The sequence below is a fragment of the Salinibacterium sp. NSLL17 genome (assembly GCF_015864935.1).
GTDB lineage: Bacteria > Actinomycetota > Actinomycetes > Actinomycetales > Microbacteriaceae > Rhodoglobus.
The window spans coordinates 1,359,167-1,383,853 of record NZ_JADYWH010000001.1; the positions used below are offsets into that span (position 1 = coordinate 1,359,167).

At 60.8% G+C, this 24,687-nt stretch carries 22 protein-coding genes; 9 read left to right on the forward strand and 13 right to left on the reverse strand.

Translation table 11 applies throughout. From position 1 onward, the window contains the following. Positions 1–17 precede the first annotated feature (17 nt). Both I6E51_RS06680 and I6E51_RS06685 read right to left on the reverse strand, forming a co-directional pair. Positions 18–1,460 carry a dihydroorotase family protein gene (locus I6E51_RS06680; RefSeq protein WP_197109782.1) on the reverse strand — a complete coding sequence of 481 codons (1,443 nt, stop codon included), beginning with the start codon at positions 1,458–1,460 and terminating at the stop codon, positions 18–20. Next, positions 1,445–2,272: a hypothetical protein gene (locus I6E51_RS06685; RefSeq protein ID WP_197109783.1), complete on the reverse strand. Its 828-nt coding sequence runs from the start codon at positions 2,270–2,272 to the stop codon at positions 1,445–1,447. Before I6E51_RS06685 ends, I6E51_RS06680 begins: the two co-directional genes overlap by 16 nt. 353 nt (positions 2,273–2,625) lie before the next feature. Between I6E51_RS06685 and I6E51_RS06690 the strand changes: the two genes are divergently transcribed. After that, the gene (locus I6E51_RS06690; RefSeq protein WP_197109784.1) at positions 2,626–3,642 is read left to right on the forward strand and encodes a LacI family DNA-binding transcriptional regulator; all 1,017 of its coding nucleotides are present in this window, start codon (positions 2,626–2,628) and stop codon (positions 3,640–3,642) included. Positions 3,643–3,658: 16 nt separating this feature from the next. Here the strand turns inward: I6E51_RS06690 and I6E51_RS06695 are convergent, their stop codons facing one another. From I6E51_RS06695 to I6E51_RS06705, 3 genes are all read right to left on the reverse strand, one after another. Next, positions 3,659–4,294, reverse strand: a complete 636-nt coding sequence (locus I6E51_RS06695; protein ID WP_197109785.1) for a copper resistance CopC family protein — start codon at positions 4,292–4,294, stop codon at positions 3,659–3,661. 8 nt (positions 4,295–4,302) lie between these two features. After that, positions 4,303–5,022 (reverse strand): YcnI family protein, encoded by a 720-nt coding sequence (locus I6E51_RS06700; RefSeq protein ID WP_197109786.1) that lies wholly within the window; start codon positions 5,020–5,022, stop codon positions 4,303–4,305. A 65-nt stretch (positions 5,023–5,087) separates the two neighbouring features. Next, on the reverse strand, positions 5,088–5,666 hold the full coding sequence (locus tag I6E51_RS06705; RefSeq protein WP_197109787.1) for a hypothetical protein: 579 nt from the start codon (positions 5,664–5,666) through the stop codon (positions 5,088–5,090). A gap of 181 nt (positions 5,667–5,847) precedes the next feature. Between I6E51_RS06705 and clpX the strand changes: the two genes are divergently transcribed. The 7 genes from clpX (at position 5,848) to I6E51_RS06740 (ending at position 15,105) form a co-directional block, all read left to right on the forward strand. Beyond that, the gene (clpX, locus tag I6E51_RS06710; RefSeq protein WP_197105910.1) at positions 5,848–7,125 is read left to right on the forward strand and encodes an ATP-dependent Clp protease ATP-binding subunit ClpX; all 1,278 of its coding nucleotides are present in this window, start codon (positions 5,848–5,850) and stop codon (positions 7,123–7,125) included. 202 nt (positions 7,126–7,327) lie between these two features. Next, the gene (locus tag I6E51_RS06715; protein WP_197105909.1) at positions 7,328–8,545 is read left to right on the forward strand and encodes an ROK family transcriptional regulator; all 1,218 of its coding nucleotides are present in this window, start codon (positions 7,328–7,330) and stop codon (positions 8,543–8,545) included. Beyond that, positions 8,545–9,492: a carbohydrate ABC transporter permease gene (locus I6E51_RS06720; protein WP_197109788.1), complete on the forward strand. Its 948-nt coding sequence runs from the start codon at positions 8,545–8,547 to the stop codon at positions 9,490–9,492. The genes I6E51_RS06715 and I6E51_RS06720 overlap by 1 nt, the downstream gene beginning before the upstream one ends. Then, a complete protein-coding gene (locus I6E51_RS06725) occupies positions 9,485–10,312 on the forward strand; it encodes a carbohydrate ABC transporter permease (RefSeq protein ID WP_197105907.1) in 828 nt (275 codons plus the stop codon). The genes I6E51_RS06720 and I6E51_RS06725 overlap by 8 nt, the downstream gene beginning before the upstream one ends. Before the next feature lie 55 nt (positions 10,313–10,367). Beyond that, entirely contained in the window at positions 10,368–11,609 is a 1,242-nt protein-coding gene (locus tag I6E51_RS06730) for a sugar ABC transporter substrate-binding protein (protein WP_197109789.1), read from the forward strand. A 74-nt stretch (positions 11,610–11,683) separates the two neighbouring features. After that, complete coding sequence (locus I6E51_RS06735) at positions 11,684–12,865, forward strand: glycoside hydrolase family 15 protein (protein WP_197109790.1); 1,182 nt, start codon at positions 11,684–11,686, stop codon at positions 12,863–12,865. Continuing rightward, on the forward strand, positions 12,865–15,105 hold the full coding sequence (locus I6E51_RS06740; RefSeq protein ID WP_197109791.1) for a TIM-barrel domain-containing protein: 2,241 nt from the start codon (positions 12,865–12,867) through the stop codon (positions 15,103–15,105). Before I6E51_RS06735 ends, I6E51_RS06740 begins: the two co-directional genes overlap by 1 nt. A 366-nt stretch (positions 15,106–15,471) precedes the next feature. Here I6E51_RS06740 and I6E51_RS06745 read toward each other — a convergent pair whose 3' ends face one another. Beyond that, positions 15,472–17,496, reverse strand: coding sequence for a M3 family metallopeptidase (locus I6E51_RS06745; RefSeq protein WP_197109792.1), 2,025 nt, complete (start codon positions 17,494–17,496; stop codon positions 15,472–15,474). A gap of 22 nt (positions 17,497–17,518) precedes the next feature. Between I6E51_RS06745 and I6E51_RS06750 the strand changes: the two genes are divergently transcribed. Continuing rightward, entirely contained in the window at positions 17,519–18,310 is a 792-nt protein-coding gene (locus I6E51_RS06750) for a class I SAM-dependent methyltransferase (protein WP_197109793.1), read from the forward strand. On the opposite strand, the gene I6E51_RS06755 is transcribed toward I6E51_RS06750, so the two are convergent. The 7 genes from I6E51_RS06755 to I6E51_RS06785 form a co-directional block, all read right to left on the reverse strand. Next, positions 18,307–19,095 carry a PKD domain-containing protein gene (locus I6E51_RS06755; RefSeq protein WP_231599678.1) on the reverse strand — a complete coding sequence of 263 codons (789 nt, stop codon included), beginning with the start codon at positions 19,093–19,095 and terminating at the stop codon, positions 18,307–18,309. The two genes, I6E51_RS06750 and I6E51_RS06755, sit on opposite strands and share 4 nt — an antisense overlap. Positions 19,096–19,133: 38 nt before the next feature. Beyond that, positions 19,134–19,688 (reverse strand): hypothetical protein, encoded by a 555-nt coding sequence (locus I6E51_RS06760; protein ID WP_197109794.1) that lies wholly within the window; start codon positions 19,686–19,688, stop codon positions 19,134–19,136. A gap of 134 nt (positions 19,689–19,822) precedes the next feature. Beyond that, positions 19,823–20,053 carry a hypothetical protein gene (locus I6E51_RS06765; RefSeq protein ID WP_197105900.1) on the reverse strand — a complete coding sequence of 77 codons (231 nt, stop codon included), beginning with the start codon at positions 20,051–20,053 and terminating at the stop codon, positions 19,823–19,825. Further along, positions 20,053–20,532 (reverse strand): GNAT family N-acetyltransferase, encoded by a 480-nt coding sequence (locus tag I6E51_RS06770; RefSeq protein ID WP_197105899.1) that lies wholly within the window; start codon positions 20,530–20,532, stop codon positions 20,053–20,055. Before I6E51_RS06770 ends, I6E51_RS06765 begins: the two co-directional genes overlap by 1 nt. A gap of 64 nt (positions 20,533–20,596) precedes the next feature. Continuing rightward, entirely contained in the window at positions 20,597–23,191 is a 2,595-nt protein-coding gene (gene valS / locus I6E51_RS06775; protein ID WP_197109795.1) for a valine--tRNA ligase, read from the reverse strand. Between the two features lie 114 nt (positions 23,192–23,305). Further along, positions 23,306–23,968 carry a hypothetical protein gene (locus I6E51_RS06780; protein ID WP_197109796.1) on the reverse strand — a complete coding sequence of 221 codons (663 nt, stop codon included), beginning with the start codon at positions 23,966–23,968 and terminating at the stop codon, positions 23,306–23,308. A gap of 100 nt (positions 23,969–24,068) precedes the next feature. Next, on the reverse strand, positions 24,069–24,683 hold the full coding sequence (locus tag I6E51_RS06785) for a TetR/AcrR family transcriptional regulator (RefSeq protein WP_197109797.1): 615 nt from the start codon (positions 24,681–24,683) through the stop codon (positions 24,069–24,071). Positions 24,684–24,687: the final 4 nt, after the last annotated feature.

Sequence of the window (24,687 nt, forward strand, 5' to 3'; positions counted from 1 at the left end):
GTTGGTGATGATGAGGATCAGACCGCGAGTGCGGGGTCTGTCCGGAAGCGATCGTTCAGCATTTCTCCACGGAAGTCCTCGCGTGGGAACTCGCCGTCAGCGAAGACGACGACGCCGCCGCATACGGTCACGCTCGGCCACATCCGCAATGTCATGCCGGCGTAGGGCGAGTAATCGATGGGCGAGTGAAGATCTTCGATCCGTACGACTCGCTCACCTTCCTCGAGGATGACGAGGTCGGCATCCATACCGATTGCGACCTTGCCTTTACCTTCGAGACCGAATCTCACGGCGGCATTGCGCGAGGTGAGTTCGATGAGGCTTTCCATGCTCATGCCGTTGTCCACGACAAGGTGCGTCAAGAGCAGCGGGAGCATGAGGCCGATACCGGGCAATCCAGGCTTGGAAGTTTCCCAGTCAGTTTTTGCAGCGCTTGGCCATTCGTTGTGGTCGGATCCGAAGAAATCGATCTCGCCCGCGAGAACTGCCTCGGTAATGGCGTCGGAAAGACTGCGGTCGCGGATGGGCGGGGCAACTTTGCCCTCGGGGCCAATTGCCGACTCAGTGCTGAGCACCATGTAGTGAACACATGACTCAAGCGCCGCGCCCGGGTAACCCAATGCCTTTCTGGCTTTGATCGCTTCCAAGCTCGAGACGTGCACGATCGATACTTGGCAGCCCGCCTCTTCTGCAAGATAGAGAGCGGTCCAGGCGGCATCCCCTTCGGCGATGGTGGGGCGCGATCGCTCCCACCCTGCGAGCGAGTCGAGCCCAGCGGTGCTTTCCGTTTGCATAGCAGCGTCGACGATGTCGCCATCTTCGGCGTGCACCAGTGCTTGAGCACCGTTGGCTACGATCGCGGCGAATGCTTCTCGCATTTGCGCGTGGTTGAGGCTTCCGATTCCGCCCAGATTCTTGGCCTCTTCACCCCGGTAGGGCATGAAGATCTTGAACGTGCGCATGCCTTCTTTGGTGGCCTGCTCGATTTCTGAGACTTGGCCCATATTCATGAGGCAGCCGTGGAACATCACATTGATCTGAGACTGAGCACGCGCCGCGGCCAGCCCGTCGTGGAACGAATCGAGCAGCGACGGGGTGCCGAACTGCACGTAATTGAGCGCAGTGGTGCAGCCACCGGCAAGCGCGCCGCGCGACTCAGCGGAGAAATTGTCGTCCGGTCCAAGGCCGGGAATGTGGTTGTACTCGTCAGCGCGCTGGTTGATGTGAGCGTGGGAATCGATCGCACCGGGAATCACCCACCGACCCGCGGCATCCGTCGTTTCTGTTGCGTGGCCTAAATCTTGCACGTTGCTCGACATTGCGACGATGACGCCGCCCTTGATGCCGATGTTGTAGAGCGCGTCGTCGTCGGAACGAATTTTTGCGTTCGTGATGACGAGGTCAAGTTGCTCGGCGGGCGCGGAGGCGCTGTGATCGTGGGACATTACTGTGCCATCCATTCATTCTTCAGATAATCGGTGTCGAGGTAACGTTCGGAAAGTTGGGTGCGGTACCACTCGTCTCGCTCTGTTTCATCGAGGGCTCGGTACTCGCGCCACAGGAGTCCGATGGCTACCCCGGCGTAAAGCTGGTAGTCGAGAACATGGGCGAGCGCCTCGTGGTCGTTCAGGAGCGCGTCGGCGCTTTCAGTGGTGAGCGTTTGAGGGGCCAACGTGACGAAGTCAGCGAATGCTGCGCTCTCGACCGCTGCGAGCGAGTCAACGTGGGGTCGTCCTTCGGGGCGGGAATCGACGTACGTCACGAGATCGTCGTAAAGAGCGAGCCACTGGCTCCGTTGAGGCTCATCGAGCCAGAGCGCAGAGCTGAAGAGCATGAGGGCGTGGTGCCGGATCATCGTGTAGTCGTCCACTAGCCCGTCGAGCTGAATTTGGAGAATGTCGTTCGTGATCGACATTTGGATGCGACTGGTATCGGTCAGCAACGTGCGGTACGACGGGTTCGCGTCGAGCACCGGAGCATAAGCGATCTCGATGAGTCGGAGAAAGAATGCTGCATCAGGAAGATGCCAGATGCGGCGAACTTCTTGGCTTGAGTCCAACCACGTCAACATGAAGTTTCCGAAAGTCCAGTCGGTCTCGTCGTCGGCGAGCACACCGACGACGTCGGCGCGATGCGCAACGGGCCCCGCTAAGGAGAGCAGGTGATCAGAATGCGACTGGGCCTTCGCTACCCACGCTGGCACATCAGCCGTGACAACGGGGGCACAGGTTGGTGCGTGGTGGTGAGGCGAGGGGAGTGAGGAAAGAGCCACAGCCTTGGTTCCTTTCGAATCGCCGGATGAACGTGCGATGTGAGGTTTGTTTAGCGATCTACGCGGGTAGATTGTGGACTATACAAACAGACCGTTTCGTCAGGGTCAAGCACTAATTTTGAAAATGGACCAGTGATTACGCAGATTTAACGTCGGAGAAACATGGAAATCTGCGTGAATTCTTCCTGTACGCACGTTTATTGCCTACCCGCGTAGATATTTTTCGGGTAAAGTGATTTTTCTTTAGCCTTCCACCTTGGATTGCGACATGATCGTCTGTGCGGCGTGTGCGCCGTCGACGTGCTCCGAACGGCACAGGGGAAAGCACTGATGAATAGGGAATCGAATACACCTTGGTAACCAGAGACGATGTTGCTCGCGAAGCGGGCACCTCTACTGCCGTTGTCAGTTACGTCATGAACAACGGCCCCCGCAATGTTGCCGCGCCGACGAAACAGCGTGTGCTCGATGCGGTCGCTCGGCTCGGTTACCGCCCTAATGCCACTGCTCGCGCTTTGGCCTCAGCGTCCAGCACGGTATTAGGGCTGATCGCTTCGGACATCACCAACCCCTACTGCAGTGAGCTCGCCATCGAGGTGGAGAACTCCGCACTTGCCCGTGGCCATTCGCTGCTGCTCGGAAACGCCATGAATAGCGATGAAAGGCAAGCACGCCACCTTCGCTCGTTTATGGAGCACCAAGTGCGCGGGATTCTCTTCGTCGGAAGCACGGACGAGCGTCGTTCAAGTCATGAAGAGACGTCTAGTGTGCTTGAGGGCAACCACACACCACTCGTGTTTTTCGACCGCCCGGCAAGCGAGCTTGGAGCGACCGCGATACTGGTCGACAACCGTGGTGGAGGTTTCGCCGCCACCTCTCACCTACTCGACCACGGGTACGAATCCGTTGCGTGTTTCTCTGGCCCGGCGCACCTGTATGGAGTCAGCGACCGACTAGCCGGGTGGGGCGATGCTCTCAAGGCAAAGGGTATGAAGGTCGACGACCACGAGGTATTCGAGAGCGAATTCGATCGCTACAGCGCTTTCGCGCTCGCACGGGATATTTTTGCGCGACCCACGCGCCCGCGGGCAATCTTCGTCCATAGTGATGAGCAAGCGTTCGGAATCATGACCGCGGCGACGCAAGCGGGGCTCAGCATTCCCGAGGACCTGGCGCTCATTTCTTTCGATGGGCTCAAGGAATCGAGCATCGTCTTGCCCCGCCTCACGACCGTCCAGCAACCGTTCCACACTGCGGCCTCGCTCGGGGTGGATGTTCTTCTTGACGCAACTCCGGGGTCTCAAGAAGCGCCCCACAATCGTGTTCTTCCGCTGGACCTCACCATTCGTGAAAGTTGCGGCTGCAGATAATGGCTGGCTCGGCCCGCTAAGACTCGTCCTTCTCGTCCTTGTTGCGCTTCGCAGTAATCAAGAAGATCGCTACTCCCGCAACTAAGACCAAGGCGATTGCTCCGCCCACGAGCACGACCGTGCCGGCGTCTGCGGCAGCAGCGTCACTATCCGCTTCGTCCTGCGCTGGGTCGGTTGCATCTGCCGGGGGAGTGGACTCCTCAAGTGTTCCGCCGCCACAGGCTGGAGGCCCGCTCAGTGGGTCGGAGATCGTCTGGTCGGCATCCGGTTCCCACGTGAAGTCGATTTCGTCTGAGACGGTGTGGCCATCGGCGGAGACCAGTTGCCAGAGCATCCGGTAGTCGCCTGCTTCACCCAGGCTCGCGCCGGTCGACAGCGTTGCATCGCGGATGGTGAAGCAACCGTCACCGTAGTACCCGCCGGTCGAATCCAAGATCTGAATCGCGAACCCGCCGCCGTCACCCGCAAGGTCGAGCAGGGTGTCGTTTGTGGTGACCGAGAACTCGTCGGGGAGCACGGTGAGGGTGTCGCCCTCAAGCGGCGTGCTCTCGACGAGGTAGTTGTGCGCGTACGCGGGCGCGGCCACGAGCAGCGTGAGTGCTGCTAGCGTGGCCGCGCCGAACGCGGCGCCTCTGCGAATAGCTTGACGCATAGGGTGAACTACTTTGCGGTGGGGCGGCGGAAGGCGAAGGCTGCTACGAGACCGGCGAGGCCAGCGACGAGGCCGGCGATGCCGAGACCGCGGGCAACCGGGTCGCCGCTGCTTGCGGAATCGGCGGAGTGCATTTGCTCCTCGGTTTCGTCAGCGTCGTGGTCGCCAGTGTCGCTGTCAGCTGCAGCGTCGTGGTGGTCGACCGCCTCGTCGTTGACGTAGAGGATCGGCGCCGGCTTCTCTGCATCCTCTTCGACACCGTTCCAGCTCACGACGCTGCCATCGGTGTAGCTCTGGTCTGCTGCGAGTACGACACTTCCGACATCAGGAACCGGGCCGAGGGAGACGGGCAGCAGCAAGAGTCCGCCATCACCGAGCTCTGAGCCGGGCTGAGCGGTCCACACGATCGAGGTCACCGCCTCCGTGATCTCGCTTTCGCCGATCATGACAGGCTCGGGCAGTTCGTTGCGCACGAGTTGAGCATCCCAGCCGGCTACCGGCACGAAACGTACGCTCGTGAAGGGAGTGTCGGTAGGCAAAAACAGCTCAACCCGGTTGGTCTTTTCGGTTTCAGATTCGTTGGGAACCTTGACCGTGATGAGGGCGTAGTCGCCAGGGTCTGCCTGACCGGGATCGATCGTGACGTGGGCCATGGCGGCGAGTGGTGCTGCAATGGCGAGGGCGGCTCCCGCCGAGAGCGCGAGTGCAGCTTTAGTGAAATTCTTCATTAGTTTCTTTCTCAAAAGGGGTCGCGAAAATGCGACAAATATCGGGGATGCTGGGCGGCGTAGTGCTAAACCGCAGGCATGGTGGCTGGTGGGCCCCGATAACGCGTGATGGAGAGAACTCGTGCAACAAGCGGCGTTGCCGGCGCTGCGACAGGCACAACGCGGAACTCGAGAATGCGTGTTCCGGCGATGCTCGCGGATGCGAGAAGCCGCGACACAAAGACGCGGGCCGTTTCGAACAGCCCCCAGGAGGCAACCTCGGCGTAGCGGAACATCAGAATCGTGACCACTGCCGCCGCAAGATGCGAAAGCGACATGGTCGAGTCCGCAGTCTGGGTCGCCGAGGAGAAGTCAAACGTCATGGCTGCCATGTTGTGCGGCGCGATACCTTCCGGCGCCAGCATCGAACTAAACAGTGTGTGGTACATCGCTTGGCTCACCAGAATGGCAGCACTGAGGCGAACAATCGAGACCGTGCGCCCGGCCAAAAGGGTGCAAATGGCGACGGAGATGACGAGCGAGACGCCGATGCCGAACATCGACGGAGATGCTCCGCCAGCGACGACGTGGGAGAGAGCTGCGGCACACGTAGCAAACAGCGCAGCTAAGCCGCCGCGGAGCACGCGCGTTGCACGAGTATGCATGGGGCCCCTTCTGTTAGCTAGGTCGAACTCGTTAACCCTAGTTCGTATCCGTAGGCACATTCGCTTGGTCAGATGACGCTTGTTTCGACGCGCCGAAACGCCGCCGGTAATTGTGACGGAGACTGAACGAATATCGGGTTAGGCTCGTTATCAAGGTATTTACTCAAGGAGAGGAACCGGCATGGCCCGAATTGGGGAAAGCGCGGACCTGCTCAAGTGTTCCTTCTGCGGCAAAAGCCAAAAGCAGGTACAGCAATTGATCGCCGGTCCGGGCGTATATATCTGCGACGAGTGCGTAGATCTGTGCAACGAGATCATTGAAGAGCGTCTTGCTGAAGCTGGCGAAGAAACGTCGAGCGAGTTCGACCTGCCTAAGCCGCGTGAAATCTACGACTTCTTAGAGGAATACGTCATCGGCCAGGAGGCAGCTAAGCGCTCGCTTTCGGTGGCCGTCTATAACCATTACAAGCGTGTTCGTGCCCGCAACACCATCACTTCGGCGGATGCCGTGATTGATGACGTCGAGATCGCTAAGTCGAACATCCTGCTGATCGGTCCTACCGGTTGCGGAAAGACGTATCTCGCTCAAACTCTGGCCAAGCGCCTCAACGTGCCGTTCGCTGTAGCGGATGCCACAGCCCTCACCGAGGCCGGCTATGTCGGTGAAGATGTCGAGAACATTCTCCTCAAGCTTCTGCAGGCTGCTGACTATGACGTGAAGCGCGCGGAGACGGGCATCATCTACATCGATGAGATCGACAAGATCGCTCGCAAGGCAGAGAATCCCTCCATCACGCGCGATGTGTCAGGAGAGGGTGTGCAGCAAGCGCTGCTCAAGATTCTTGAGGGCACCGTCGCTTCTGTTCCGCCGCAGGGTGGCCGCAAGCACCCGCACCAAGAGTTCATTCAGGTGGATACCACCAACGTGCTCTTCATTGTGGCTGGCGCATTCTCTGGTCTCGAAGAAATCATCTCGAACCGCGCTGGCAAAAAGGGCATCGGCTTCGGCGCTCCATTGCACAGCAAGGGCGACGATGTGAACCTCTTCGGCGAAGTTCTGCCAGAAGACCTCCACAAGTTTGGTCTCATCCCTGAGTTCATTGGCCGGCTGCCTGTTGTGACCACGGTCACGCAGCTCGACCAAGTCGCCCTCATGGACATCCTCACCACTCCCAAGAATGCTCTCGTGCGCCAGTACCAGCGCATGTTCGAAATTGACGGCGTTGAGCTTGAGTTCGAACACGATGCCCTCGAGTCGATCGCTGATCTTGCCGTGCTGCGTCAAACGGGTGCTCGAGGCCTCCGTGCGATTCTCGAAGAAGTGCTCGGCCCGATCATGTTCGATGTGCCCTCCGACGAAACCGTCGGCCGCGTCATTGTTACTAGGGCGGCGGTGCTGGAAAATGCAGCGCCCACGATTGTGCCTCGCAAGCCGGTGCGTGCGGAGAAGTCGGCCTAACCGCAGTCCTTTACGAGCGCAGGTGACCCACTGGGTCGCCTGCGCTTTCTAGTTTTAAGGCGGATGCGGGCTGTGAACGCGCGCCCGTTGTGCCGATTTTCACCCCATCATCGCTGTAGTTTGCAGGCGTGTGGTCTCGCGCCATTGACATTTGCCCGTACTTAATTCTATGGTTTGTTTAGTCCTGAACTAAGGGGAACCAATGGCGATTCGTCCGATGGCACGTACCGATGTAAACCGGTCAGCAATCCTTGCTCACCTGGGTGCACACGGTCCGGCATCCCGTGCTGAGCTTGCTCGCACGCTGAGCCTCTCACCGGCTCTCATGACGCAACTCACCAAAGACTTGCTCCACGACGGTCTCTTGCGGGAGCTTGAGCACCAGCCGTCACAGGGCGGACGACCGGCGCGGATGCTCGGCCTCGTCTCCAGTGCGGGGCGCGCGGTTGGCGTGAAGGTGGCCTCCGATCATGTGGCTTTCGTCGAGGTCGGAATCGATGGCATCGTGCTGCGGACGGCGAGCGAACCGTTCGACGCGTCAGCCACCACGATGCTCATGACACTTGCTGGGCTGCTTCGCTCGTTCATCGCTGGCGGCTCGTCGGCACCGCTCCTCGGCATTGGCGTCGGTGTTCCCGGCTCTGTTGATTCGCAAGCCGCCGGAGTGGTGAGTTCCACCCAGCTGAAGTGGAACAACGTGCCGATCGGGGCCACGCTGCGTCGGGAGCTGGGGTTGCCAGTACTCGTCGAAAACAACGTGAACGCTCTCGCGATGGCGGAGCGTCTTTACGGTCTCGGCCGTCGTCACCGCAACTTTCTTGCCGTGACGATCGGAACGGGAATCGGCGCCGCAATCGTGATCGACGGTCTCATCGTCCGTGGCTTTGGCGGCGGCGCGGGAGAGATCGGTCATATTCCCGTGCGCGACAGCGGTCCCCGCTGCACGTGCGGAAACACCGGATGCCTCGAGACCTTTGTCTCAGAGGGCGCACTTGTCGCGACGGCGCGCAATCGCGAAATCATCGCTCCCGGAGCGGGAATTGCGGCACTTCGCGACGCGGCAGATCGCGGCAATGCCGACGCCATCGCTGTCTTCGGCGAGGCCGGGCACCTGCTTGGTCGAGCAATTGCGGGTCTCGTGCATGTTCTTGACCCTGAGATTGTGATCCTGCTGGGGGAGGGCACTGCAGACTGGGGGCACTGGTCCTATGGCTTTGAGCCGGCCTTCCGTGCTGCGCTCATGCCTGCTCGGCGCGGTGTTCCCGTTGCGGTTGAGACCTGGCAAGACGCCAGCTGGGCGCAGGGCGCTGCGACTCTCGTGCTCGCGACTCCGTTCGACGCCGAAGGCATCGCCGGCGAGCAAGGCGACCTGGTCCGTCAGCGTCTTGTGCAGCAGGCGTCTCCGCAGGAGAACTCCTGATGGTTCTGCCGACCGCCCTCCACGCGCCAACGGTGCCCCCACCGTCGCGTGCGCCACGAAGCAGGAAAAAGCCGCGCGCCAGTGCAGGCTATGTACTGACAGTGCTCGCCTTCCTGCTGCCGAGTGCCATCCCACTGACTCTCTTCGTGCTCGGACCCATGGTTGCGGCCGCCTGGATTAGCTTCACCGAGTGGAATCTCATCACTCCCATGGAATTCATCGGATGGGAGAACTATCGTTCACTCCTCGCCGACGAACGCACCGGGGAAGTCTTCCTCCACACAATCGGTTACATCGCCGGATACCTTCCCCTCGTCTACATCGGCGGATTGGCGCTAGCGCTCGCACTCAATCAAGCCCTGAAGGGTCGGTCCCTCTGGCGGGGAATCTACTTTCTGCCGGTTGTCACGAGTTGGATTGCCGTGGCCATCGTGTGGCGCTGGCTTCTCAACCCCAACAATGGTGTCGTCAACCTCGCGCTTGGCTGGTTTGGCATTGACGGCCCGGGCTGGTGGACAGACCCCGACTGGGCAATGATCTCGATCATCCTTGCCAGCTCGTGGAAAGACCTCGGCTTCGTGATGGTGATTCTGCTGGCGGGGCTGCAGACGATTAACCCTGATCTGTATGACGCCGCCAAGGTGGACGGTGCTGGCGCCTGGAGCCGATTCCGGAACGTCACGATTCCGATGCTGAGCCCCAGCACGTTCTTCGTCGTGGTGATTTCACTCATCAACGGCTTCCAAGTCTTCGACCAGGTCTATGCAATGACGGGTGGCGGACCGGGCGGATCTACGCAAGTGGTCGTTCAGCAGATTTACGACCTCACGTTCCGCTATGGCGCTGCGGGCGAAGCATCCGCCCTCTCGTGGTTGCTCTTTATCGTGATCCTCGCGGTCACTGTGATTCAAATTATTGGACAAAAGAGGTGGGTTCACTATGGCTAAATCGCCGCGCACTCGCCCCAGGATGATCGTCTTGCATGTTGTCGTCATTGCTGGCGCGATCGCGATGTTCTTCCCCTTTCTGTGGACGTTCATCACCTCAATCACTCCGGGCGCTGGATTTTCTATCGCTCCCCAGCTGTGGCCGGAAAACCCATCATTCGAGGCGTACCGAACGCTGTTCACTGAGCGTCCCTTCGGTCGCGTCGTTGCGAACAGCGTCGGGCTCGCCCTCGTGACCACGCTGGCGCAACTCTTCACGAGCGCCACCGCAGCGTATGCGTTTAGTCGACTGCCATTCCGCGGCCGCGGCGTTATCTTCGCGGTCTACCTCGCGACGATGATGATTCCGCTGCAAGTGCTCATCGTGCCGCTGTTTGCTGAGCTCAAAGCATTCGGGCTGCTCAACACGTACCTCGGTGCGCTGCTCCCGACGTTTGCGAGCGCTTTCGGAATCTTCTTGCTTCGCCAGGCGGTGAACCAGGTTCCGCGGGAACTCGACGAGGCCGCGAAGCTCGACGGCGCCGGTCACTTTCGGGTGTTCACGCAAATCATTCTCCCCAACATCCGGCCGGCTCTCGCCACCCTCACCGTGTTCGCCTTCATGAGCAGCTGGAACGCGTTTTTGTGGCCACTCGTCGTGCTGCGCTCACCCGAGTTGCAGACCCTGCCGATCGCTCTAGCGGGACTTCAAGGTCAATACACGACCGCGTGGGACGTCGTGATGGCCGGCTCGATCGTGAGCATATTGCCGATGCTCGCGCTCTACATTTTCGCCCAAAAGTACATCATTCAGGGCGTCGCAAGCTCAGGGATCAAGTAAGGCCCCGGGACACCAGAGATCCAATCATCACGTGACATCAAAGGAGATATCTAGCATGAAACGTTCACTACTTGCTGCGGGAGGAATCGTCGGCGTCTCAGCACTGCTCTTGAGTGCGTGCGCCTCCGAGCCCGCCAGCGAAGACGGCCCCGTCACCATCACGTACTCGAACTTCACCTCTGCCGGCGGAAACGAAGACAACCTGCAGACGATTGTTGATGCGTTCGAGGCGGAGAACCCCACCATCACCGTTGACATCACCACGCTTCCCTACGGTGACTACTTCACAACCTTGCAAACAGACCTCGCGGCCGGAACAGTGGCGGATGTCGTAGACACCAACTACGACTTCTTCCCACAATTGGCATCGAGCGGTTCGCTCGCCCCTCTCGAAGTGACTAACCCCGAGTCATACCGTGAGTCGCTCATCGACGCCTATGCCGTTGATGGCACGAGCTATGGACTACCCAGTTCGTTCTCCGATGTTGTGCTCTATTACAACGCTGACCTCTTCGATGCGGCCGGACTCGACTACCCGACGAGTGACTGGACCTGGGCTGACGAACAGGCAGCTGCTGACGCTCTCACCGATTCCGCTAGCGGAACCTGGGGCGACCACCAGCCTGTGTCGTTCTACGAGTTCTACAAAGTGCTCGACCAGAACGGTGCATCGTTCTTGAGTGACGACGGAACCTCCGTAGCGTTCAACACGCCCGCGGGCATCGAGGCAGCCGAGTGGCTCACCGACAAGAGCGGCACGGTGATGCCCACGATTGAAGAGGGACAGGGCACAGCAGACTTCGACACCAACCTGTTCCTTGAGGGCAAGCTCGGCATGATGCACTCCGGCATTTGGGTCTTCGGCGCCCTCGCCGACGCACCATTCACGTGGGACATTGCCGTAGAGCCCGGAAATACCCAACAGGCCAGCGCAGTGTTCTCCAACGCGGTAGGTGTGTCAGCAGCATCCGACCACATTGCCGAAGCGACGGCGTTTGCAGAGTTCTTGACGTCGTCCCAGACAATGATCGATGTCCGTCTCGACAGCGGTTGGGAACTGCCGCCGACAAGTGACGAAGACCAGCTCGCCGTCTACCTCACCAAGGACACCCCGGCTAACCGTCAGGCGGTCTTTGACTCGCTCGACTCGATTGCGCTCACCCCGCTCGTCGAGAACGGCCAGCAAGAGATGCAAGACATCGTGACCGAGGAACTGATCGAAGCACAAGCCGGGCGCAAGTCAGTCGCTGACGCTCTGGCCAGTGCTGAAGAACGCATCAACGCAGTAATCGGATAGCACGTCTCCCGAGTGAGGCTCATCCCGTTCACGCGGGGTGGGCCTCCCTCCCAGCTGGCCCAGGAGGGCACTTCATGACTTCACGCCCGGACGACGAGTCCCTCGCGTCTCTCGCAGCGCACAGCGTCGAGCTGATCTCGGCGCTGCAGCACCCCAGCGGTGCGTACCCTGCGAGCCCCACCTTTTCGGCGTACACCGGCTACTCCTGGTTCCGCGACGGCGCCTTCATCGCTGATGGAATGTCGAGCGCCAACGCGATCGATTCCGCATCACGATTCTTCGACTGGTGTGCGAGCATCCTTATCGCTCGGCGGGGCCAGATCGAGACCATCGAGCGAGCCGAGGCGGCGGGCACTCCGCTCGACAACTCCCAGATGCTTGCTACCCGTTTCACCTTCGATGGCGCCGAGGGCGACGACGACTGGTGGGACTTTCAAACCGACGGCTACGGCACATGGGTGTGGGCGGTCGTAGCCCATACTCAACGACACGATCTCGATCTCGATCGGTGGCGTGAAGGCATTGAGCTTTCCGTCCGCTATCTGCTCGCGACGTGGGAGCGCCCCTGCTTCGACTGGTGGGAAGAGTTTGAGACCGAACGTCACGTTTCAACGCTCGGCTGCGTCATTGCCGGGCTGAGTGCTGCGGCATCCACTGAGGTGCTCTCGGTCGACGTCGCCACCCGTGCCAGAGCTGCAGCGAGTGCTGCTCGCGAACTGATCGAGACGGACGGTGTTCGTGACGGCCACCTCGTCAAATGGCTGGGATCGGATGCCGTAGACGGCTCCCTTGCTGCCCTCATCTCTCCGCTGGCGGTTGTCGACGGCTCACGGACCCTTGCCAGGGTGACCGTAGCCCAGATCGATCACGACCTCACCGTTGACGGCGGTGTGCACCGCTACCTCGGCGACACGTTCTACGGCGGGGGCCAATGGCCACTACTGAGTTGCATGCTCGGCTTGGCCTTCGCAGCCGGAGGCAATACCGCACGCGCACGTAGCCAGCTGCAGTGGGCGGCGGAGACCGTGACCACAGATAATTTCCTGCCCGAGCAGGTCGACGATGACCTGCTTGACCCCAGCCGAGTCGCGGAATGGCGTGAACGCTGGGGGAGCGTGGCCACACCGCTGCTCTGGAGCCACGCGATGTACGTTCGCCTCGCCGTCGAGATTGGCGTGTACGTGCCGCCCGCACCCCCGATGGCGTCGTTAGCCACCACCGAAGCCCGTCACGGAAATGAAAGCGAGACCGACTAGTGCTGAGACATAGACCACTGGGCTCGGGGCATCCGTACTCAGTTGACACTGAGCAGCGTCACCCCGCCCTTCCGATTGCCGGCGAAGCTCTGCGCCTGGGAGTTCGTGCAACAGCGGATGTCGACGTTGTCACTCTCGAATGGGATGACGGAGAGTCGGTCACCGACTTCGCCCTCGAACGAGTGCAGCAGCGCTCGCGGGGCCAAGCCGTCGACGGCGGACACCTCGCGTCGGCGCAAGCGAAACTGGCACGAGCGAGCACCGGATTCGCTGTTGATGTTTCTGCACTCACCGCAGCGGCGCAGTATCGCTATCGGTTCGTCGGTGGCCCAACGGCGGCCCCGCGATCGCAGTCCACTCGGTGGTTCGACGTGCGAGTGGCCGGATGGCGCACTGCGCCCGATTCGATCGTCGCCGCTGACGAGGCGGTTGGTCATGTCACCGGCAGCACCACTGTTCTCGACGACGGCGAACGCATCCACCGGGTTCGGTTCGCGCTGCGGCTCGACGAGCGTGAGCACGTCTCCGGGTTCGGTGAACGTTTTGATGCCCTCGACCAGCGCGGTGCACGCCTTGATTCGGTTGTTTTCGAGCAGTACAAGTCTCAGGGTGCCGAACGCAAGACGTATCTGCCGATGCCGTTTGCTCACGTTATTGGGGGACGCGGTTGGGGTTTCCATGTGCGCACCAGCAGACGTGTGTGGTTTGACGTAGCCGACAGCGATGCCGGGATGTTGTGGATCGAATCCGAGGTTGATTCGCCCAGCGACGCATCCGACGTGCTGTCGGTTGGTGGCTATGCGGGAACTCCGGCGACGGTGCTCGATCAGTTTCTCGCTGAGGTCGGCCGTCCCGAAGTGTTGCCGAGCTGGGTTCACCGTTTGTGGGCGAGCGGCAACGAATGGAACACTCAAGCCGAGGTCATGCGTCAGATGGATGCGCATCGGGAGCACGGCATCCCGGTCGGGTCTGTGGTTATTGAGGCGTGGAGCGATGAGAGCACCTTCACGGTGTGGCGGGATGCGCAGTATGCGCCGAATGCGAACGGTGGGCCGCTGAGGCTCAACGACTTCAGTTTTCCCGCAGAAGGTGCCTGGCCTGACCCGAAAGGCATGATCGACGAGTTGCATGATCGCGATGTGCGCGTGCTGCTGTGGCAGATTCCGCTCATCAAGATGCGCCCCCATCCCGTGGGTCAAGCTCGGTTCGACGCCGAGGCAGCGCAGCGAGAGAACGTGCTGATTCAGGATGAGACGCCGCGCGGTGCGCTCAAGCCGTACCGCAATCGTGGTTGGTGGTTTCCGCTGTCGCTGATGCCTGACCTCACCGACGATCGTTCAGCTCAGTGGTGGACGGAGAAGCGTCGTTACCTCGTCGAGGATCTGGGTGTTGACGGTTTCAAAACTGACGGTGGCGAGCATGCGTGGGGTTCCGAACTTCACTATCAGGATGGCCGCCGTGGTGACGAAAAGAACAACACCTTCCCGGTGCACTACGCCCGCGCCTACGGCGATCTCCTCAAGAGTGCTGGCAAAGCGCCAGTGACGTTCTCGCGCGCCGGGTACACCGGATCACAAGCGCACGGTGCCTTCTGGGCCGGAGATGAGAACTCTACGTGGGATGCCTTCCGCTGGTCGCTGTTTGCCGGGCTCAATGCGAGCGCGTGCGGCATCCTCTATTGGGGCTGGGATCTCGCTGGTTTCAGTGGCGACGTGCCCACGGCAGAGCTCTACGTTCGTTCACTCGCTGCCGCGGCCTTCGTGCCGATTATGCAGTACCACTCGGAGTTCAATCATCACCGATCGCCGAGTCGTGACCGAACGCCCTGGAACATCGCCGAGCAATCGGGGGATGCGCGCGTTCTCGAGATGAGTCGCAGCATCGTCGAACTGCGTGAACGTCTCGTGCCGTACCTCACCGCCGAAAGTGAGTGGGCCGTTTCTGCTGGCACGAACGTCATGCGGCCGCTGTTCTTCGACTGGCCTGACGACGAGCGCCTTTGGGGGCAACCGTTGCAGTGGATGCTCGGGCGCGACATTCTCGTATCGCCCGTGACTGACGAGGGCGCCACCGATCACACGGCGACTCTTCCTCGTGGTGACTGGGTGTACGCGTTCACTGGCGAACGGGTTGAGGGTGGCAGCGTCGATACTCGCGCAGTGCCGTGGGAGCAGGTGCCTGTGTATGTGCGCGCTGAGGCCTGGGAACGACTGAAGTTTACGTTCGCGAACGAGACCTGAAGTGGTGTTCCTGAGGGCGATCGCACCGGGCAAATGCATCGCAGCCGAATTCGGGGGAAGCTGCGAAGAGATCGCCCTCAGGACACCGTGCTAGGCGACGTCTAAGACTGAGGGGGCGCGACAAGCGCGACCCGCACTATTGTGCACGACTACAGGGGGTTCGCGAAAGGTTTTCACCAATTTTTGTGGAGCGAGCACAATAAATCGTCCACACGTGCGGTTTTGGTAGGAGTTTCGGACAATACGTCCCTTGAATTCTCGCGGTTGTGGTGCAAAAAACGCGGCAGTCTCCGAAAAGGCTGCCGCGTTTCTGGCGTGACTGGGCGCCCACTTGGGGCGCCCGGCGCAGTAGCGGTGCTGCGGTGGCTAGTTCAGCCCGCGACGGTTCAACAAAGGCTGCAATTCGGCGTCACGGCCGCGGAAATCGCGGAACGCCTCGAGCGGGTTCTTAGCGCCGCCCACACCGAGGAGTCGCGAACGGAAGCGGTCGCCGTTGGCGCGGGTGAGCCCACCGTTTTCGGTGAACCACTCGACCGTGTCGGCGTCCAACACTTCACTCCAAATGTAGGAGTAGTAGCCGGCGTCATAGGCCGAGTTCGCGAAGATGTGCTGAAAGTAGGTGCTCGAGTACCGGGGTGGCACCGCGGCGTTGTCGAGGCCGACCTCAGCCAGCGCCTGCGCTTCAAACGCTGCGACATCCGTCACGTTGTCGTCGGCAGCTATGCGGTGCCAAGCCTGGTCGATGAGGGCGGCAGCGAGGTATTCGCTCGTGAGGAACCCCTCATTGAACGCGGCGCTGGCCTGAATGCGCTCCACAATCTCGCGCGGCATGGGTTCACCGGTCTCGTAGTGCTTGGCGTAGTTGTCGAGAACCTCGGGCCAGAGCATCCACATTTCGTTGACTTGGCTGGGGAACTCAACAAAGTCGCGGTAGGTGTTGGTTCCGGCAAACTTGGGGTACGTCACGCGAGCGAACAGGCCGTGCAGCGCGTGGCCAAACTCGTGGAACAGCGTGTTGACCTCGTCGTAGGTGAGGAGCGTCGTTTCGCCAGCAGCAGGCTTCGGCACATTGAGATTGTTGGTGACGATGACCGGATGCCCGAGGAGGTCCGACTGCGAGATGAGCGAGTTCATCCACGCTCCGCCGCGCTTGGAGTCGCGCGTGTAGAGATCGAGAGTGTAGAGGCCGACCTCGCTGCCATCCTCGTTCGTGACCTCGAAGACGCGCACGTCGGGGTGGTACGCCGGCAGGTCGCGACGTTCGGTGAAGGTAACGCCGTACAGCTGGGTCGCCGCAAAGAACACTCCGTCGCGCAGCACGCGCTCGGCCTCAAAGTAGGGACGCATCTGGGTGGTGTCGACGTTGTACTGCTCGGCCCGCACCTTCTCGGCATAGAACGCCCAGTCAGCTGCGGTTACCTCAGCGCCCGCAAGCTTCTCCAACGCGGCATGTTCCTCTCGCGCGTTGCGTGCCGCGGCCGGAGCGAGCTTGCCAAGCATGTCCGCGACTCGCTGAGGCGTCTGGGCGGTCTCATCGGCGGTGACCCAAGCGGCGTGGCTTTCGTAGCCAAGAAGGGCTGCACGCTGCGAACGTACCTTCGCAATCTCGAGCACGAGCGCGCGGTTGTCGAACGTGCCACCACGGATGCCGCGCGAGCGCGATGCTGCCAAAACACGGCCCCGAACGTCGGCGTTCTTCAACACCGACAGGTGTGGCTGGTTCGTGGGCAGAATGAGAGTGATGAGGTATTTGCCCGTGAGTCCACGATCGTTGGCTGCACTGGCAGCCGCAGAAATCTCTGACGGTTCAAGACCATCAAGTTCCTGGATGCTGTCAACCACGATCGCAAGATCGTTGGTGTCGGCAAGCAGGTTCTTTTCGAACTTCGTGGTGAGGGTCGATAGCCGTGAGTTGTAGTCGCGCAAGGTCGCTTTGGCATCTTCGGAGAGGCCGGCACCGGCAAGGGTGAACTCGGTGAAATAGCGCTCAACAAGGTAGCGAGCTTCGGCATCCAACTCGGTGTCGTCGAGTCCTTCATTGATGCTGCTGATGCGTTCGTAGAGCGCGCTGTTGAGGCTGATGGCGTCATTGTGCGCGGCAAGTTGAGGAGCGATGACCTCTTCGAGTGCATCCGAGGCTGCATCGCCGTCGGCGGACGTCTTGTTGAAGAACACGGTGGCGACTCGGTTGAGCAGCTGACCGCTCTTTTCAAGCGGGATCGTCGTGTTCTCGAACGTGGGCGTGTCTGGCTGCGAGGTGATCGCTTCAATCTCTGCGAGCTGCTCTGCCATGCCTTTGTCGAAGGCGGGCGCGAAGTGCTCATCTTCGATGTCGGCAAAGGGTGGCATGCCGAACGGCAGGGTGCTGGGCTCAAAGAAAGGATTGGTCATTCATCTACCCTATTCTCGGAAGATGACGAGCGAGCGATATACCCACGGCCATCACGAAAGTGTTTTGAAGTCTCACACGTGGCGCACGATCGCTAACTCGGCCGCGTACTTCGAGCCCCACCTTGAGGCGGGGCTCTCGTTGCTCGATATTGGGTGTGGGCCGGGCACGATCACTGCTGAGTTTGCGGAGCGGCTCGCTCCTGGCCGTGTTGTGGGGCTGGATGCCGCTCCCGCAGCGATCGAAAAAGCGTCGGCTTTCACTGCCGACAACCTGAGCTTCATCGTGGGTGATGCGTATGCGCTGCCGTTCGATGACAACAGTTTCGATCTCGTGCATTCGCATCAGACTCTGCAGCATTTGGGTGATCCGGTCGCGGCTCTTGTGGAGATGAAGCGGGTTGCCAAGCCGGGTGGGCTCATTGCGGTGCGTGATGTCGATTATGCGGGCACCATTTGCTTTCCCGAGTTGCCGGGGCTGAAGGTCTGGGCTGATGTGTACGACGCCGTACACCGCAGCAATGGGGGAGAGCCGAATGCGGGCCGGCGGCTGAAGTCGTGGGCTCTGCAGGCGGGATTGGCTGACGTCACGACGTCGGCATCGATCTGGAACTTTTCCGACGGAGTCGACCGGGAGTGGTGGGGCAGCATGTGGGAGGCGCGAGTGCTGGAATCGGCTTTCGCCGAGGACGCTCTGAGCAAGTCGTTGGCGACGCAGGATGTGTTGCAGCAGATCAGCAGTGCGTGGCGTGAGTGGGCTGATTCGGCTGAGGGATGGATGGCGATGCCGCACGGGGAGATCCTGGCGCGCGTTTAGCAGCCGATTCCGGTGGGGTTGGCGATGCAGTCTTGGTCGACGAGCACTGTGGTGGCGTGCCCTGCTGTGGCGGTGAGGGGCGGCGCGACGATGGTGAGGGTGCCGACGACGTTCTGCCAACTGCTGCCGGCGACACGGTATTCGGCGGCATAGGTGACGGCGAGGGTGATGGTGTAATTGCCGGGTTCTTCGAAAACGTGGCTGGTGGGCGTGGGATCAAACTCGGTGATCCGGTACTTGGCCCAGGTTTTGCCGGGGTTGCTAGTGGTTGCGGTGCTGCCGTCGCCGTAGTCCCAGTTGTAGGAGGCGGGCGTGAATCTGACTTGGGCGGTGCCGCCGAAGAGGGTGCCGTCAACAATATGGGCGGATGTCGTTGCGTAGAAGTTGGTGTCGAGTCCGACGATCATCCACTGGTTGGGTTGCATGCCTGCGGCGGGGGCTTGTGGGCGAAAGCTGGCGATGTCAGAGATCGTTATGGGGCCGGTCTCGCCGTCGGCGTCCTCGGCCGGTGGAGTCCACGGCACGCACTCGATGCGTTGGATGTCGCACCAGGCTTCCTCGACGCTGTCGAGCTCATCGTCGACGGGAATGTAGGCGACGCCGTCAGCCTCGTAGCCGGAGTCGAAGTTTCCGTCGCCTGAGCCTGTAATCTCGGTTGAACCACTGAGATCAATACTTTGATCGCCTACGTCATACGACGGGCAGCTGCCGTCATAGAACGAAAGCGCTCCGCAACCGGACTCATCCGCAAAAGCGCTTACAGCTCCTGTGAGGATCAGAGACATGCTGAATAGCGTCACGACGGACGCAGAGGCCAAATTCCTTAACACTCTCCGGCGTTCCAAACTTGGACGTCGGAGACGAGGAGTAACTGTCGCTCAGCGTCAAAATCGAATGTGACCTGCATCGTCGACTCGTCAGGTCGATCCTCTGCAACAAGGGAATTTCCGTCTTTGTCTTGAAGCGCCAAGTTCGAGAAATTCGCGCACAAGTACACAGTGATTACCTCGGCTGTGCTGCCCGTGGGGGAATACCTTTGAAGTTCGAATCCGCTGTTGAGAACGCTCCCGGTCGCGCGACCACCTTTCTCTGCGAATTCCTCTAGCCCTTTAACTGATGCTTCAAGAAACGTCCCCGCTGCAACGGTTTCTAGACGCGACGCATCTGCCCCGCCGTCCTGCAATACCTCCCCAATCACCCGCGTGTATTCCGCATAAGCCTCTTCAGCCGCAGCCAGCGCTTCTTCGTCGGTCGCGTAGGGCGCGACGAAGGTTGAGGTTGGCGCAGGTGCGGTACTCGCGTCGGAGGGCACGCAGCCACTCAACGTGGCGAGGAGGAGGGCGCCAATCGACAGTCGTAGGAGATTCGGTTGGCGCATACTACGACGCTAAACATCTGGGGCGATTGTGGTGCTCAACTATCCACAAGACCAGGTGTTGCTCGCTCCGGGCTGACGAGTGCGTAAGCACTGGCGCGGAGCGGGCAACAATCAATGTGGCTAGGAGCTAGGAGCTAGGAAGCAGCTTCTTCTACGGAAACGCTGCCATCGGCACCTTGGCGCACGGTGGTGCCATCGTCCAGTTCTGCGACCGGGCGCGATTCAAGCCAGGTGAGCGTCCAACGCCACGCGCTCGTATCGAGGTGAGCGACATCCGCTTCAACGCCGGCAATCGCTTCGCGCATTTCTGCGGAAAGACGTTCGGGCACCGCTGCGCCGACCGACCATCGTGTGCCGAGCTGCACTACACGCTCTTTTCGTACAAGATCCACGACGTGCGGTCCGCGACCTTGTCGTAGAGGCGCTTCGCGCTGTCATTCTCTTTGTTGGTGATCCAGCGGAGCTTTCCGCCACCATCTTCTGCTGCACGGGCAGCGATGTCATCGATGATCGTTCCGGCAACTCCGGCGCCACGGTGCTCAGGGTCAACGTAAAGGTCATCCATGAACCAACCCCACGAAGCAGTGAACGTGTCGGGCAGGCGACGGTAGAGACCAAAGGCACACACAAGTCCGGGATCGGGTGCGCCCTCAGGGGCTACAGCAACGACTGCGTTGAGTTGTGCTGAGTCATCCATGAGCCATTCCCAGACACCCTGAACGATGGCATCGGTGAACTCGGTTTCGTAGAAAACTCCGTAATTGACGAAGTGATCTTTCCAGACTTCGAAATCGGCTTCTTGAATATCGCGAACGGTGTACGAAGGCTTCTCTGAGTTCGTCATTTACTCAACAATACGCGGTTTTGGGGTTCGACGCCGAACTCGACGCCGAACCCTTTGCCGGACTTTAGGCCGAAGCTTCGGGTGCTGCCTCAACCAAAACGATGTCGCGAACCTCAATCTCTTCCGCTTCAACAATCGTGAGGTCGTGGATGCGGCCCACAGCCTTCAAATCGTCGATGGCGGCAGCGATCAGGGCTGGGCCCGCGAGGGTAGCCGAGGTCACTTCAGTCTTCTGCGAAGCCTTCGCGTCTGTTTTAGCGCGACGGATGCTGATGAGCGCTTGGCTAACCGCGTGGAACAGCCCGCTCGGCTCTGCTGTAACACCGAGTTCGTCGGCGGTCGGCCACGACGCGGAGTGCACTGAGGTGTCGTGCGACCAGCGCCAGACCTCTTCGGTAGCGAAGGGGAGGTAGGGCGCGAAGAGACGCAAGAACACGTCAATGGCGGTGTGCAACGCACGGTTGGCACTCGCCTGGGCTTCGGGAGTTCCGGCGCCATAGGCACGTTCCTTCACGAGCTCGAGGTAGTCGTCGCAGAAGGTCCAGAAGAACTTCTCGGTGGTTTCAAGTGCCTTGGCATGATCAAAGTTCTCCAGAGCCGTGGTGGCCTGGTCAACGACCGACGCTAGCTCGGCGAGCATTTCGAGGTCGAGCGCTTCGGTAACGACGGCAGTCGAGCCCGCAGCAACAGTGGGCGCCGGGAACGAGTAAACGAACTTCGACGCGTTCAGGACCTTGATCGCGAGTCGGCGACCGATCTTGATCTGCTTCGGGTTCTGCGGGTCAAACGCCGCGTCAGTACCGAGGCGACTGGATGCTGCCCAGTAGCGAACCGCATCCGAACCGTGGTCGTCGAGCATGCCCTTAGGTGTAACAACGTTGCCCTTCGACTTCGACATCTTTTTGCGGTCGGGGTCGACGATGAAGCCGGAGATGCCGGCGTTCTTCCACGGCACCGTTCCGTGCTCGAGTTCGGAGCGCAGCGCGGTCGAGAACAACCACGTACGAATGATGTCTTGGCCCTGACTGCGCAGCGAGTAGGGGAAGACCACGTCGAAGAGCTCGGGGTCGGTCTCCCAACCACCGGCAATCTGTGGGGTCAACGACGAGGTCGCCCAGGTGTCCATGATGTCGAGTTCGCCCTCGAAGCCACCGGGAACACCACGCTGGTCTTCCGTGTAGCCGGGAGCAGTGTCTGAGGACGGGTCGATCGGCAGCGAAGCCTCGCTCGGAACGATAGGGGCACCCTTTTCGCCGTCGGCATCGAGCTCGTACCAGACGGGGATCGGCACACCGAAGAAGCGCTGGCGCGAAATGAGCCAGTCGCCCGTGAGGCCACCAACCCAGTTGTCGTAGCGAACACGCATGTGGTCGGGGGTGAAGTTGATCTGCTTACCGGCCTCAAGAAGGCGGCTGCGCAGCTTCTCATCGCGGGCACCATTAGTGATGTACCACTGGCGCGTCGAAATGATCTCGAGAGGCTTGTCGCCCTTTTCGAAGAACTTCACCTGGTGCTGAATCGGCTTCGCGTCGCCGATCATTTCGCCAGACTCCTTGAGCAGAGCGACCATGGCGGCCTTCGCGCTGAAGACCGTCTTGCCCGCGAGTTCTGCATAGGCAGCCTGAGCGGCGTCGCCCGCGATGACATCGGGGGCGTCGGCAATGATGCGACCGTCGGCACCGATGATGGTGCGGTTCGGCAGATCGAGCTCGCGCCACCAGACAACGTCAGTGACATCACCGAAGGTGCAAATCATCGCGATTCCGGAACCCTTGTCTTGCTGAGCAAGGTGGTGGGCCAGGATCGGAACCTCAACACCGAAGATCGGCGTCGTGACCATCGTGCCGAAGAGGTGCTTGTAACGCTCGTCATCGGGGTGAGCCACGAGCGCAACACACGCCGGTAGAAGCTCGGGGCGCGTCGTCTCAATGTGGATGTCGTCGCCATCCGCCTGGTGGAAAGCAAGACGGTGGTAGGCGGCAGGCTGCTCTTTGTCTTCGAGCTCGGCCTGCGCAACAGCGGTGCGGAACGTGACATCCCACAACGTCGGAGCGAACGCCTGGTAGGCCTCGCCACGGTCAAGGTTGCGCAAGAATGCACGCTGAGCAGCACGCTGAGCGTCGTCACCGATGGTGCGGTAGGTGAGGTTCCAGTCAACGCTCAAACCAAGCTGGCGCCAGAGGTCTTCGAACTGCTTCTCGTCTTCGGCGGTCAGCGTCTCGCACAACTGAACGAAGTTGCGACGAGAAATGGGCAACTGCGCGGCAGCCTTTGTTGACTTGCCTTCGCCACCCTGCTGAGGAGGCTCGAAGCCTTCGTCATAGGGGAGCGTGGGGTCGCAGCGCACACCGTAGTAGTTCTGAACCCGACGCTCGGTGGGCAGACCATTGTCATCCCACCCCATCGGGTAGAAAATCTCCTTGCCACGCATGCGCTGGAAGCGAGTAACCAAGTCCATGTGGGTGTAGCTGAAGACGTGGCCAATGTGCAGGCTTCCGGATGCCGTCGGCGGGGGAGTGTCGACCGAGAATACGCAGTCAGAACCATCGGTGAGCGCCTTCTGGCGATCGAACCGGTAGGTGCCTTCGTTCTCCCACACGGGAGCCCATTTGTCTTCGAGACCTTCTAGGGCAGGCTTTTCGGGAACGCTCGACGACATAATTTCTCCGGTTCGATATGTGCGGCACCGAGTCAAAGAAGAGGTGCCTGAGTGTGAGGTGTAGTACCAATCGTAACGGACGGCGTCGCATGAGGTTGCGCCGCGCGAGGACGTCTAGTTCTTTGTCACTGTGACCGTTTTGTGGGTGAGGTTTCCCGCCGCATCCTCGAGCGTCACCGTGTAAATCTCAGTCTCGTTGCTGCACTGGTAGTCGAAGGTGTACTTCGCGGTGGTGGGAACCTCTTCATACGGCTCCTCCTTAGCGTTGGTGGTGCGCACCCCAAACCACGCCATGGTTGCGTTGGCGCTGCTCCAGGCAAAAGTGAGCTGACTTGTGGGGTTCGCAGCGGTGCAGTTTGCGCTGGTGGGCGCGCTGAAGGTGGCGAATGACGGACTCGCGGTTGCGGGCGGCGGAGCAGTCGTCGGCTCAGCAGTCGGCTCTGCTTCCTCCGTGGCAGAAGTGCTGGGCGTGGGAGTCTCGCTCGGTGTGGCCGAAGGGCTTTCCGTTGGCACTGGCGTGATGTCGCCGCCAGACCCGCGAGAGAACAGCAACGTCAGCATGATGACGACTGCGATCAGCAGCACCCCGCCAATGATCGACAAGATGATGAGCAGCTTGCGCGACTTGGGTTCCGGCGATGACGGAGGATCGACCGGAGGCCCGACCGGAGGCTCACCGCCACCCGGAGGTGGTGCTGCTCCCGCCGGCTCAAACCGCACCGTGGGCGCGTCACCATTCTGCGCATCGAAACGTTTGGTTGGTTGATCGTCACTCATGGCTTAGCTCCAAGATGGGGGATCATGCAAGCAGTCCAGCGTGGCTGAAGCCTAACCCCGCGCTTCGACCCTGTCGAGAGGATCTCAGCAACCGCGCAGCTCAGCGATCGTGTGGTGAGAGAGGTGCCAGCGCGGTGTCGAACGCACGGTTCACGAAGGGTTCGAGCCGTCCGCGCTGCGGACCGGCATTGGCCCACTCTTGCGCAGCCGAGACGACACATGCGATGAGAGCGTAGGCCTGCGTGCGCGCGGTCGCCGCATCCACCCCGTGGCGCTCGAGGAAGCCACTCAGTAGGCGAGCCTGCGTCGCAAAGCGGCTCATTGCTGACGCCTGCAGCTCCGTCGCGCTGCCAATCAGGTCGTACTGGGTGAGCACAAAAGGCACGTGGCGCGATTCCAGCTCGGTCAGCGAACGCAGCATCGCCTGACGGATAGCGAGCGGGGCGGATGACGCGTCGCCGGTGTCGGTCGGCTGATCAGCCAGCGCCACCCTTAGCCGCTCGGTCGCGGCATCCAGCTCGACCCAAAATACTTCGCCTTTAGCGTCGAAATAGTTGAAGAACGTATTGCGGCTCACCCCGGCACGGGTAGCGATCTGATCGACGGTGGTGCCGGTGTAGCCGCTCTCGATAAACAACTCGAAGGCAGCCTCTTGCAGGAGTTCGCGGGACGCAGCGGGTGGGCGACCACGGGTGGGAGTGCGGGGAGGTGTCACCGCA

Excerpts from the sequence above, each read along its gene's own strand:
- I6E51_RS06680 (WP_197109782.1), bottom strand. The coding sequence starts at position 1,460 with ATGGATGGCACAGTAATGTCCCACGATCACAGCGCCTCCGCGCCCGCC.
- I6E51_RS06695 (WP_197109785.1), bottom strand. The coding sequence starts at position 4,294 with ATGCGTCAAGCTATTCGCAGAGGCGCCGCGTTCGGCGCGGCCACGCTA.
- I6E51_RS06700 (WP_197109786.1), bottom strand. The coding sequence starts at position 5,022 with ATGAAGAATTTCACTAAAGCTGCACTCGCGCTCTCGGCGGGAGCCGCC.
- I6E51_RS06705 (WP_197109787.1), bottom strand. The coding sequence starts at position 5,666 with ATGCATACTCGTGCAACGCGCGTGCTCCGCGGCGGCTTAGCTGCGCTG.
- clpX (WP_197105910.1), top strand. The coding sequence starts at position 5,848 with ATGGCCCGAATTGGGGAAAGCGCGGACCTGCTCAAGTGTTCCTTCTGC.
- I6E51_RS06715 (WP_197105909.1), top strand. The coding sequence starts at position 7,328 with ATGGCGATTCGTCCGATGGCACGTACCGATGTAAACCGGTCAGCAATC.
- I6E51_RS06720 (WP_197109788.1), top strand. The coding sequence starts at position 8,545 with ATGGTTCTGCCGACCGCCCTCCACGCGCCAACGGTGCCCCCACCGTCG.
- I6E51_RS06725 (WP_197105907.1), top strand. The coding sequence starts at position 9,485 with ATGGCTAAATCGCCGCGCACTCGCCCCAGGATGATCGTCTTGCATGTT.
- I6E51_RS06730 (WP_197109789.1), top strand. The coding sequence starts at position 10,368 with ATGAAACGTTCACTACTTGCTGCGGGAGGAATCGTCGGCGTCTCAGCA.
- I6E51_RS06735 (WP_197109790.1), top strand. The coding sequence starts at position 11,684 with ATGACTTCACGCCCGGACGACGAGTCCCTCGCGTCTCTCGCAGCGCAC.
- I6E51_RS06745 (WP_197109792.1), bottom strand. The coding sequence starts at position 17,496 with ATGACCAATCCTTTCTTTGAGCCCAGCACCCTGCCGTTCGGCATGCCA.
- I6E51_RS06750 (WP_197109793.1), top strand. The coding sequence starts at position 17,519 with ATGACGAGCGAGCGATATACCCACGGCCATCACGAAAGTGTTTTGAAG.
- I6E51_RS06755 (WP_231599678.1), bottom strand. The coding sequence starts at position 19,095 with ATGTCTCTGATCCTCACAGGAGCTGTAAGCGCTTTTGCGGATGAGTCC.
- I6E51_RS06760 (WP_197109794.1), bottom strand. The coding sequence starts at position 19,688 with ATGCGCCAACCGAATCTCCTACGACTGTCGATTGGCGCCCTCCTCCTC.
- I6E51_RS06770 (WP_197105899.1), bottom strand. The coding sequence starts at position 20,532 with ATGACGAACTCAGAGAAGCCTTCGTACACCGTTCGCGATATTCAAGAA.
- valS (WP_197109795.1), bottom strand. The coding sequence starts at position 23,191 with ATGTCGTCGAGCGTTCCCGAAAAGCCTGCCCTAGAAGGTCTCGAAGAC.
- I6E51_RS06780 (WP_197109796.1), bottom strand. The coding sequence starts at position 23,968 with ATGAGTGACGATCAACCAACCAAACGTTTCGATGCGCAGAATGGTGAC.